The organism is Kocuria kalidii (assembly GCF_044462225.1).
Classification (GTDB): Bacteria; Actinomycetota; Actinomycetes; order Actinomycetales; family Micrococcaceae; genus Kocuria; species Kocuria kalidii.
Genome location: NZ_JBISWJ010000095.1, coordinates 1 through 9,098 on the forward strand (window position 1 = coordinate 1; position 9,098 = coordinate 9,098).

The 9,098-nt window shown below is 72.3% G+C and carries 8 protein-coding genes; 2 read left to right on the forward strand and 6 right to left on the reverse strand.

The annotated features are described in order from the left end of the window. The 5 genes from ACH9D3_RS14150 to ACH9D3_RS14170 form a co-directional block, all read right to left on the reverse strand. Positions 1-459, reverse strand: a 459-nt coding sequence (locus ACH9D3_RS14150) for a ribose-5-phosphate isomerase (RefSeq protein ID WP_396411213.1), incomplete at its 3' end; no start/stop codon positions are given. Between the two features lie 69 nt (positions 460-528). Next, the gene (locus ACH9D3_RS14155) at positions 529-1,293 is read right to left on the reverse strand and encodes a triose-phosphate isomerase (RefSeq protein WP_396411433.1); all 765 of its coding nucleotides are present in this window, start codon (positions 1,291-1,293) and stop codon (positions 529-531) included. A 10-nt stretch (positions 1,294-1,303) separates the two neighbouring features. After that, positions 1,304-3,070: a dihydroxyacetone kinase family protein gene (locus tag ACH9D3_RS14160; protein WP_396411434.1), complete on the reverse strand. Its 1,767-nt coding sequence runs from the start codon at positions 3,068-3,070 to the stop codon at positions 1,304-1,306. Between the two features lie 98 nt (positions 3,071-3,168). Continuing rightward, complete coding sequence (locus ACH9D3_RS14165) at positions 3,169-4,164, reverse strand: 3-hydroxyacyl-CoA dehydrogenase family protein (RefSeq protein WP_396401186.1); 996 nt, start codon at positions 4,162-4,164, stop codon at positions 3,169-3,171. Between the two features lie 180 nt (positions 4,165-4,344). After that, positions 4,345-5,058, reverse strand: a complete 714-nt coding sequence (locus ACH9D3_RS14170; RefSeq protein ID WP_396411435.1) for an FCD domain-containing protein — start codon at positions 5,056-5,058, stop codon at positions 4,345-4,347. Positions 5,059-5,272: 214 nt separating this feature from the next. Between ACH9D3_RS14170 and ACH9D3_RS14175 the strand changes: the two genes are divergently transcribed. Together ACH9D3_RS14175 and ACH9D3_RS14180 are read left to right on the forward strand one after the other, a co-directional pair. Continuing rightward, a complete protein-coding gene (locus ACH9D3_RS14175; RefSeq protein WP_396411436.1) occupies positions 5,273-6,697 on the forward strand; it encodes a GntT/GntP/DsdX family permease in 1,425 nt (474 codons plus the stop codon). A gap of 35 nt (positions 6,698-6,732) precedes the next feature. Then, positions 6,733-7,674, forward strand: coding sequence for a sugar phosphate isomerase/epimerase family protein (locus ACH9D3_RS14180; RefSeq protein WP_396401189.1), 942 nt, complete (start codon positions 6,733-6,735; stop codon positions 7,672-7,674). A 363-nt stretch (positions 7,675-8,037) separates the two neighbouring features. Here ACH9D3_RS14180 and ACH9D3_RS14185 read toward each other — a convergent pair. Further along, positions 8,038-9,098, reverse strand: a 1,061-nt coding sequence (locus ACH9D3_RS14185) for an aldose epimerase family protein (RefSeq protein ID WP_396411437.1), incomplete at its 5' end; no start/stop codon positions are given.

Genomic DNA, 9,098 nt, shown 5'->3' on the forward strand with positions numbered 1-9,098 from the left:
GTTCTCGTAGTCGGTGATGGCCTCGACCTTGGCCGCGGAGGCGCTGGTGGTGTCGAAGGTGTAGCCCAGCCACTCCTTGGCCAGGCGCCGGGCCAGCTCCAGGCCGACGACCCGCTGACCCATGCACAGCACCTGGGCGTTGTTGGAGAGCACCGAGCGCTCCACCGAGTAGGAGTCGTGGGCGGTCACGGCCCGGATCCCGGGCACCTTGTTCGCCGAGATCGCCACGCCCAGGCCCGTGCCGCAGATCAGCAGCGCACGGTCGGCCTCACCGGCGGCGACCTTCCGGGCGGCGTCGACGGCCACGTGCGGGTAGTCCGTGTTCTCCGTCTCCGAGACCCCGACGTCCACCACGCTCTCCACGCGGTCGTCGGCCTCCAGATCCCGGCGCAGGGCCTCCTTGTAGTCGAATCCGGCGTCGTCGCCGCCGATCACGATCCGCAGCTTCTGCTCGGCCATGGTGTGCTCCTTCGTCTTCGTCGTGTCGTGCTGGGTGGTGTCGTGCTCGGTGGTGTCGTGCTGGGTGGTTCAGGGGCGGGCGGTCGCGTGCTGGACGGCGATCTCGAGCAGGCGCAGGTAGCCCTCCAGCCGCCAGGCGGTGCGCCCGACGAACAGCCCGTCCACGTGGGCGATCCCGAGCAGCTGCGCGGCGTTGTCCAGGTTGACCGACCCGCCGTAGAGCAGCCCGGCCACCCGGTGCCCGTAGGCGCCGCCGAGGGCGGCGAAGGGCTCCTCCAGCTCCGCGACGCCGGCCGGGCGCCCGTGTTCCCCGATCGCCCAGATCGGTTCGTAGGCGATCAGCACCCGCCCCAGCTGCTCCGCCTCGAGGCCCTCCAGGGCGCGGGCGGCCTGTTCGAGGACGTGTGCGGTGGAACCGCCGGCGTCCTTCACGTCCGCCGGTTCCCCGATGCACAGCAGCGGCACCAGCCCGTGGGCCAGGGTCGCGGCGACCTTCGCCCGCACCGTCTCGTCCGTCTCGCCGAAGTGCTCGCGGCGCTCGGAGTGGCCGATCTCCACGATCCGCGCCCCGGCGTCGGCGACCTGGGGCACGGAGACCTCACCGGTCCAGGCGCCGGCGTCCTCCCAGTGCGCGTTCTGCGCCCCGACGAGCACCCGGGGCTCCTCCCGCAGGGTCTGCGCCACCGCGGCGATCGCGGTGGCCGGGGGGATCACGAAGGGCTGCACCTCCCCGAGCTGCCGCCCGGCCAGGAACTCGGCCAGTCCCCCGGCCCACTCCGTGGCCTCGGACAGCGTCTTGTTCATCTTCCAGCTCGTGCCGATCCACACGGTCATGACCGCCGCCTCACGGCCCGTCCGGGGCCTGGGCGTCCGGGTCCGCAGCGTCCGGGGTCTGCGCGAAGGAGGCGCCCAGGGCGTCCATGAGGACCGAGAACGACAGGGCGCCCGGGTCGGGGGTGCCCAGGCTCTTGTCGCCCAGGACCTTCGAGCGCCCGCGGCGGGCGGTGATGTCCGCGGTGGCCTCGGCCGCCTCCCGCGCCACGGCGGCGGCCTTCCGGACGGAACCGGCCAGGTCGGAGGTGGCCTCGAACTCGGCCAGGAGCGCCTCGCGGAACGGCAGGGCGGCGTCGACCATGGTCTTGTCCCCGGGCGCGGCCCCGCCCAGCCGCACGATCGCGTCGATGGCGGCCACGAGGGCGGCCACCGCCTCGTCCGCCCCGGCGCCCTCGACGTCGTCGAAGACCCCGCCGGCCGCGGTCAGCCCGGCGCCCCACAGCGCCCCGGACGTGCCGCCGGCCTCCTCGGCCCAGGCGTCACCGGCCCGCAACAGCACCGTGCGCGCTCCGGCGTCCTGCTCGGCCGCGGCCCGGGCGGCCGCCGCCGCGCCCCGGGTCCCGTAGGCCATGCCCTGTCCGTGGTCGCCGTCGCCGGCGATGGCGTCCAGGTGCCCGAAGTGCTCCTCGTGCTCGGCCGCGGTGGCCTCCAGCACCGCCAGCGCCGCCACGATCCGCCCGGCCACCTCCTGCGAGGCCGCGGAGGCCTCCGGCACCTCCTCCGCACCCGGGGTGTGCACGCCCGTGCGCGCCGGACGGTCCGTGGTGTCCGGGGCGCCGCGGCGGAACGCCGGGGTGTCGGCCGGAGCCAGCCAGTGGCCCTCGAGCTCCTCGTCCAGGAACACCACCGTCAGTGACAGACCCGCCATGTCCAGGCTGGTGACGTGCTCGCCGACCTCCGGGGCGACGACGGTCAGCCCCTGCTCGGCCAGCCGCTCGGCCACCCGGGCGTAGACCACGAACAGCTCCTCGTACTTCACCGTGCCCAGCCCGTTGACCAGCACCGCCACCCGCCCCTGGTAGCCGCCCTCGACCCGCTCCGGCTCCTCCTCCAGCACACCTGACAGCAGCAGGTCGGCGATCTCCTGGGCCGTGCCCATCGGCACCTCCCGCACCCCTGGCTCCCCGTGGATCCCCAGCCCGATCGCCATCTCCCCGGCCGGCACGTGGAACAGCGCCTCCCCGGCCCCGGGCAGGGTGCAGCCCTCGAAGGCCACGCCGAAGGACCGCGTGGCGTCGTTGGCCTTCCACGCCACCCGCTCGGCCTCGTCCAGATCGGCCCCGGCCTCGATCGCGGCCCCGGCGATCTTGAACACCACCAGGTCCCCGGCGATGCCGCGGCGCTCACGGTGCTCCTGCGCCGGTGCGGAGGCGATGTCATCGGACACGCGGATGATCCGCACGTCCACGCCCTCGGCGCGCAGCTTCTCCGCGGCCTGCCCGAAGTGCAGCACGTCCCCGGCGTAGTTGCCGAAGCCCAGCACCACGCCCCCGCCGTTCTCGGCCGAGCGCGCCACGGAGTACACCTGGGAGGCCGAGGGCGAGGAGAACACGTTGCCGCACGGCGCGCCGTGGCCCATCCCGGGCCCGATCCACCCCGCGAAGGCCGGATAGTGCCCCGATCCCCCGCCGATCACCAGCGCCGGCTGGCCCGCCGGGGTCTCGGACGAGCGCACCACCCCGCCGTGGGCCAGCATCACGTGCCCGGGATGCGCCGCCACATATCCCCGCAGCGCGTCGGAGGCGAACTCCGTAGGATCGTTCACAAGAAAAGTCATCGTTCCAACCTCGAAGGTCTCGGAGGGTCTCCGGCGGGACGGCGGCGTTCGACGTCGAGCGCCGACGTCCCGCCGGCAGGATGTTCGGTGCAGCCGGCTCAGCCGGCGTCGGTGGGGGCGCCGCCCTGCTGGGCCGTCTCCTCGTCCACGGGGCTGGGGCCCAGCTCGTCCAGCAGCCGGCCCATGGCCACGTAGGCCTTGTTGCGGTAGGCGACGAGGTCGTTCGACCGCTCGGCGGGGATCTGCAGGAAGCCGGCGCCGGACTTCGTGCCGAGCTTCCCGGCGTCCACGAGGTCCTGGAGGGCCTTGGGCGTGGCGAAGCGCTCCGGGAACGAGGTCTGCAGCGAGGCGTAGCAGAAGGCGTAGACGTCCAGTCCGGCCATGTCCGCGATCGCGAACGGCCCGAAGAACGGCAGCCGGAAGCCGAAGGTCGTGCGCACCAGGGTGTCGACGTCCTCCGCCGTGGCGATGCCCTCCTCGACCAGCTGGGCGGCCTCGTGGAACAGGGCGTACTGCAACCGGTTCAGCACGAACCCGGTGACGTCCTTGACCACGGCGGACTTCTTGCCGGTGAGCTCGATGATCTCCTTGGCGACCTCGACCGTCTCGGGGGTGGTGGTCTCGTGGGGGATGACCTCGACGCCCGGGATGAACGGCGCGGGGTTGGAGAAGTGCACCCCGAGGAAGCGGCCCGGGTTCTCGACGACCTCGGCGAGCTGGGCGATGGAGATGGTGGAGGTGTTGGAGCCGATCACGGCGTCCGCCTGCGCGGCGTCGCTGATCCGGCGCAGGGTGCCGTGCTTGATGTCGATGACCTCCGGGACGGCCTCCTCGACGTAGGAGGCGTCCGCGACGGCCTCCTCGATGCTGGGGGCGGCCCACAGGTTCTCCCGCAGGCGCTCGACGGCGTCGGCCGGGAAGAGCCCGTCCGCGACGAACTGCTCCGCCTCCCCGAGCAGGCGCTCGAGGTTCTTCTCCGCGATCTCCTGGGAGATGTCGGCGAGTGCGACCCGCGCGCCGCCGAGTGCCAGGACCTGGGCGATGCCCCCGCCCATGTATCCCGATCCGACAACTGCTACCGAGCGCTGAGCCATGATCCCCATCTCCTCTGCTGTGCATGTGTTCCGTCTGGAGGACACGGCGGCATCGGAGCGCGGGTTGTGAGCGACCGCAGGACCGGATCGAGTCTTCGCCGTGTTTCCTATAGGATCCACGGCTCAGAGTGTGGTGTNTGTCAACCACACCGGCCGGTGCCGGCCGGTGTGGTTGACACCTCAGGCGCTCTCGCTCCGGGCCTGCCGGCCGGCGCTCTCGTGCTCGTGGATCGCCCGTTCCCGCACGCCGCAGATGTGCCCGGCCATCGCGATCCGGGAGGCCGCCGCGTCACGCCGGCGGAGCGCCTTCAGGATCCGCGCGTGCTCCTCGATGGCGCTCCGGGCGTCCTGCACCCCCAGACCGCTGAAGAGCCGGAACCGCTGCACGTGCCCGCCGAGGGACTCGTAGGCGCCCAGCACGAACTTGTTGTCCGCCTGCTCCGCGATGAGGCGGTGGAAGCGCTCGTCCGCCTCCCAGTAGGAGCGGTAGTCGGAGAAGTGGGGCCCGTTCGGCGCATTCCGGAGGTCGTCGATGGACTGCTCGAGAGCTTCCAGGAACGGGGGGTCGGCGCGGCCGGAGGCCAGTTCGGCGTTGTAGGGCTCGATGAGCAGCCGGGCGTCCATGAGGTCGAGCAGCTCATCGTGGGTGAGCATGGGGGCCACGCGGTAGCCGCGCAGCGCGGCGCGGACCACCATGTTCGTGGACTCGAGCCGCGCCAGGGCCTCCCGGACGGGGGTCGGGGAGACGCCGAGCTCGCGGGCCGTGCCGTCGATGCTGACGGGGTCGCCGGACTTCAGCTCCCCGTCCATGAGGCGCGCGAGGATCTCCTTGTAGACCTGGTCCGCGAGGATGCTGCGCTGCACCCACACCCCGCCCGGGACGTCCTTCTCCATGCCGCTTCCCTCATTCGCATCCGCCGTGACAGGCATTGTCCCACGCACCCCTGGGCGCCGAGTGCGGTCGCCGTTCCTCGGACGGGGCAGATCGCGTGATCCACTGGACAGCTGACCAATATCCTATAGGGTATTGGCCAACAGCCCGTCGAATGTGGCCCACGCCACAGCACGGGCGTGGCCGGCCCGCGTTCTGAGCAAAGGTGATCCAGCTATGCACATCCTTCTACCCGCCGCCACGGCGGACGCCCTCGTCCTGGCGGAGCGGCCCTCCTGGGCGCTCCTCGCCATCGCGGTCGCGGCGATCGCCGCGCTGCTCTTCCTGATCATCAAGGTGCGCATGCATGCGTTCTTCGCCCTGATCATCATCAGCCTCCTCACGGCACTCGCCGCCGGCATCGGGGTGGCCGACGTCGTGGCGGTGGTCGTCGCGGGCTTCAGCACCACCGTGGGCACCGTGGCCCTGCTGGTGGGTTTCGGCGCGGTCCTCGGACGCCTGGTCGAGATCTCCGGCGGCGCCCAGGTGCTCGCGGACGCGATGCTGCGCCGCTTCGGCGAGAAGCGGGCGCCGCTGGCCCTCGCGGTCGCCTCCCTCTTCTACGCGTTCCCGATCTTCCTCGACGCCGGCTTCATCGTGATGCTGCCGATCATCTACACGGTGGCGCGGCGACTGGGCGGCTCTTTCATGCTCTACGTGCTGCCCTCCATCGGCGCCTTCCTGATGATGCACGCGCTCACCCCGCCCCACCCCGGACCCACCGCCGCCGCCACCGTCATGGGGGCCGACATCGGCCTGGTGGTGCTGATCGCGCTCGTGGTGGGCCTGCCCACCTGGTACCTGGCCGGCTACCGGCTCAGCCTCGTCATCGCCAAGCGCTACCCGGACATGCCCGTGCCCAACCTGCTCGGTGAGGTGGAGCTCGACGAGGACACGCCCCGACCGGGCTTCTGGACCATCATCTTCGTGCTGCTCCTGCCCCTCGTGCTGATCTTCTTCAACACCCTCTTCTCGACCCTCGCGGCCAGCGGAGCCGTCGGGGAGGACAACGTCCTCTTCGAGCTGTCCCGGCTGATCGGCAGCACCCCGATCGCGCTGCTGATCGCCGCGCTGGCCGCGATGTACCTGCTGTACCTGCGCCCGCGCCGCGGCCGGGGCACCATCGGCGGGGCCCTGGAGGACCTGGTCGACAACGCCCTCGCCCCCGTCTGCTCCATCATCCTCATCACCGGCGCCGGCGGCGCCTTCGGCCGCGTGCTCACCGAGACCGGCATCGGCGGCACCATCGCCGGGGGACTGGACGCCGCGGGGCTGCCCGTCATCCTGGCCGGCTTCCTCGTGGCGGTCGCCTTCCGCGTCGCCCAGGGCTCCGCGACCGTGGCCGCCACCACCGCGGGCTCCATCATGGCGCCGGCCGTCGCGGAGCTCGGCCTGTCCGGGGTCGCCCTGGCCGCCATCGTGGTCGCCATCTCCGCGGGATCCATCACGTTCTCGCACGTCAACGACTCGGGCTTCTGGCTGATCGGCAAGTTCTGCGGCTTCGACACCGTGACCACGCTCAAGACGTGGTCGGTGATCGCCACGGCGATCGGCTTCATGGCCTTCGCCCTCGCCTGGATCCTCTACGCCGTCGCCGCGTGACCCTGTCGCCACGACCACCCACCAAGGAGAGCACCATGCCGCACACACCCCAGAACTGGCCGATCGGCGCCGCGCTGCTGAACTTCCCGGGCACCACGCCCGACGGCCGCGATCTCACGACCGCCGGGCCCGAGGCCTGGAAGCAGACGCTGCGCGAGGTGCGCCTCGCGGGCTTCGACCACGTCGACCTCACCGACTCCTGGGTCCGGGCCGCCGACCTCGACGCCGACGGACGCCGGCAGCTGCTCGAGACCGCCCGGTCCTACGACCTCGCCTTCAGCGACATCGCCGTGACCCGCAAGAGCGTGATCACCCCGGACGAGGACAGGGCCCGGGGGAACATGGACTACACGAAGCGGACCATCGACGCCGCTGCGGACCTCGAGGTGCCCATGGTGTGCCTGGGTCTGCACGACCCGTTCACCGAGCCGCAGAAGCAGGCCACCTGGTTCTGGCTGGCGGAGGGCGCCGAGGACGAGGACACCCCGGAGAACCGGGAGAAGGCCGCGGCCCGCTTCCGCGAGCTGGGCGAGTACGCCGCGGAGCGGGGCGTTAGCCTGTCCCTGGAGATGTACGAAGGCACCTTCCTCGGCACCGCCGACAGTTCCGTGCAGCTCGTCACCGCCGTGGACCTGCCCAACGTGGGACTGTGCCCCGACATCGGCAACATCGTCCGCCTGCACCGCGAGGTCGAGGACTGGCGCGAGATGCTGACCAAGATGCTGCCCCACACGAACTACTGGCAGCTCAAGAACTACTTCCGGGACCACGACCCCGTCACCGGGTCCTACGCCTCGGCCCCGGCGCCGCTGGCCCTCGGCTTCATCAACTACCGCGAGGCCATCGGCATGGCCCTGGCCGCCGGCTTCGACGGCCCCATGTGCGTGGAGCACTACGGTGGCGACGGCCTCACGGTGACCGCGATGAACCGCGACTACATCCGGGAGATCCTGACCGCCAAGCTCCCGGAGGACTGACCTCCACCGGCGCGGCCCCGGTCCCGGTGCGGGGCCGGGGCCGTCCCGTACCCGGACCGGGGCCGCGTGCGACGCCGTGCCGCCCGGGGACCCGACGCCGGCCTCCGGTCCGTGCGCGCCGACGACGCCGGGACCGGTCCTGCGCCCGCTGACGCAGGGAGGCACCGCGGGCGCTCGCTCTCGGCCGAACATCCTTCAGCCCGCTTACCTTTTGCCGCGGCACCCCGTAGCGTGGAACGCGCACGTCATCCGGGCACCACGCCACAGAAGGAGCACCAGAATGCGCAAGATCCTCTTCATGGTCGGCACCGCGATCTTCAGCCGCGTCATGGCGAAGCGTCGGGAGAAGAAGGCCGGGAACCACTAGGCGGGCCTCGCCACCGCGCCCCGGACCCGGCGGTGCCGACGTCCGGCACCGCCGGGTCCTGGAGCGGCAGGTCGACGACGGCTTGATCCTCGAGGCCGGACAGGACCCCGGCTACGGGGCCGCCCGGCCCGGCGCCCGGTGGCCGGACGTGTCCCCCACCGCGAAGCGCCATTCGGTGCGGGAGCGGTAGGTCTCGCCCGGGCGCAGCACCGGGTCGGTGAGTTCGGGGTGGTTCGGGGAGTCGGGGTGGTGCTGGGGTTCCAGGGCGATGCCGGCCCGGCGTGGTAGGGGTGCCCGGCGGGGCCGGTGATGGTGCCGTCCAGGGCGTTGCCGGTGTAGACCTGCAGGGCCGGCTGGTCGGTGAACAGCTCCACGGACCGCCCGCTCGCCGGGTGCTCCAGGCGCGCGGCCCGGCGCAGGCCGGCCCCGCGCAGGTGGAAGGAGTGGTCGATGCCGCCCACCGCGGTGATGTCCGGGTGCTCCGCGCGCATCCGGTCCCCGAGGCGGGCCGGGGTGGTGAGGTCCAGCGGGGTGCCGGCCACGGGGGTCAGGGCCCCGGTGGGGAGCCCGTGGTCGTCCACCGGGAGGTAGGAGTCGGCGGTGACGGTGAGCCGGTGGTCCTCGATCGTGCCGGCGCCTTCGCCGGCGAGGTTGAGGTAGAGGTGGCTGGCCAGTGAGGCCACGGTGGGGGCGTCGGTGCGGGCGTCCAGGTCCAGGGTCACGGTGTGGCCGCGCACCCGGTAGGTGGCGGTGACGGTGAGCTCTCCGGGGAAGCCCTGGTCCCCGTGCGGGCTGATCAGCTCCAGGGTCAGCCGGTCCGGGGCGGCGGCCACCGTCCGCCAGAGTCTGCGGTGGAAGCCCTCGGGGCCTCCGTGCAGGGTGTTTCCGCCCTCGTTGGCGGCCAGTTCCACGAGCACGTCGTCGAGGGGGAAGCCGGCCCCGGCGATGCGGTTGGCGTAGCGGCCCACGACCGCGCCCAGGAAGGCTTCCGGGGGTGCCGTGTAGCCGGTGGCGTCCGGGTGGCCCAGGGCGAGGTTGGTGGTGGCCCCGGTGCTGT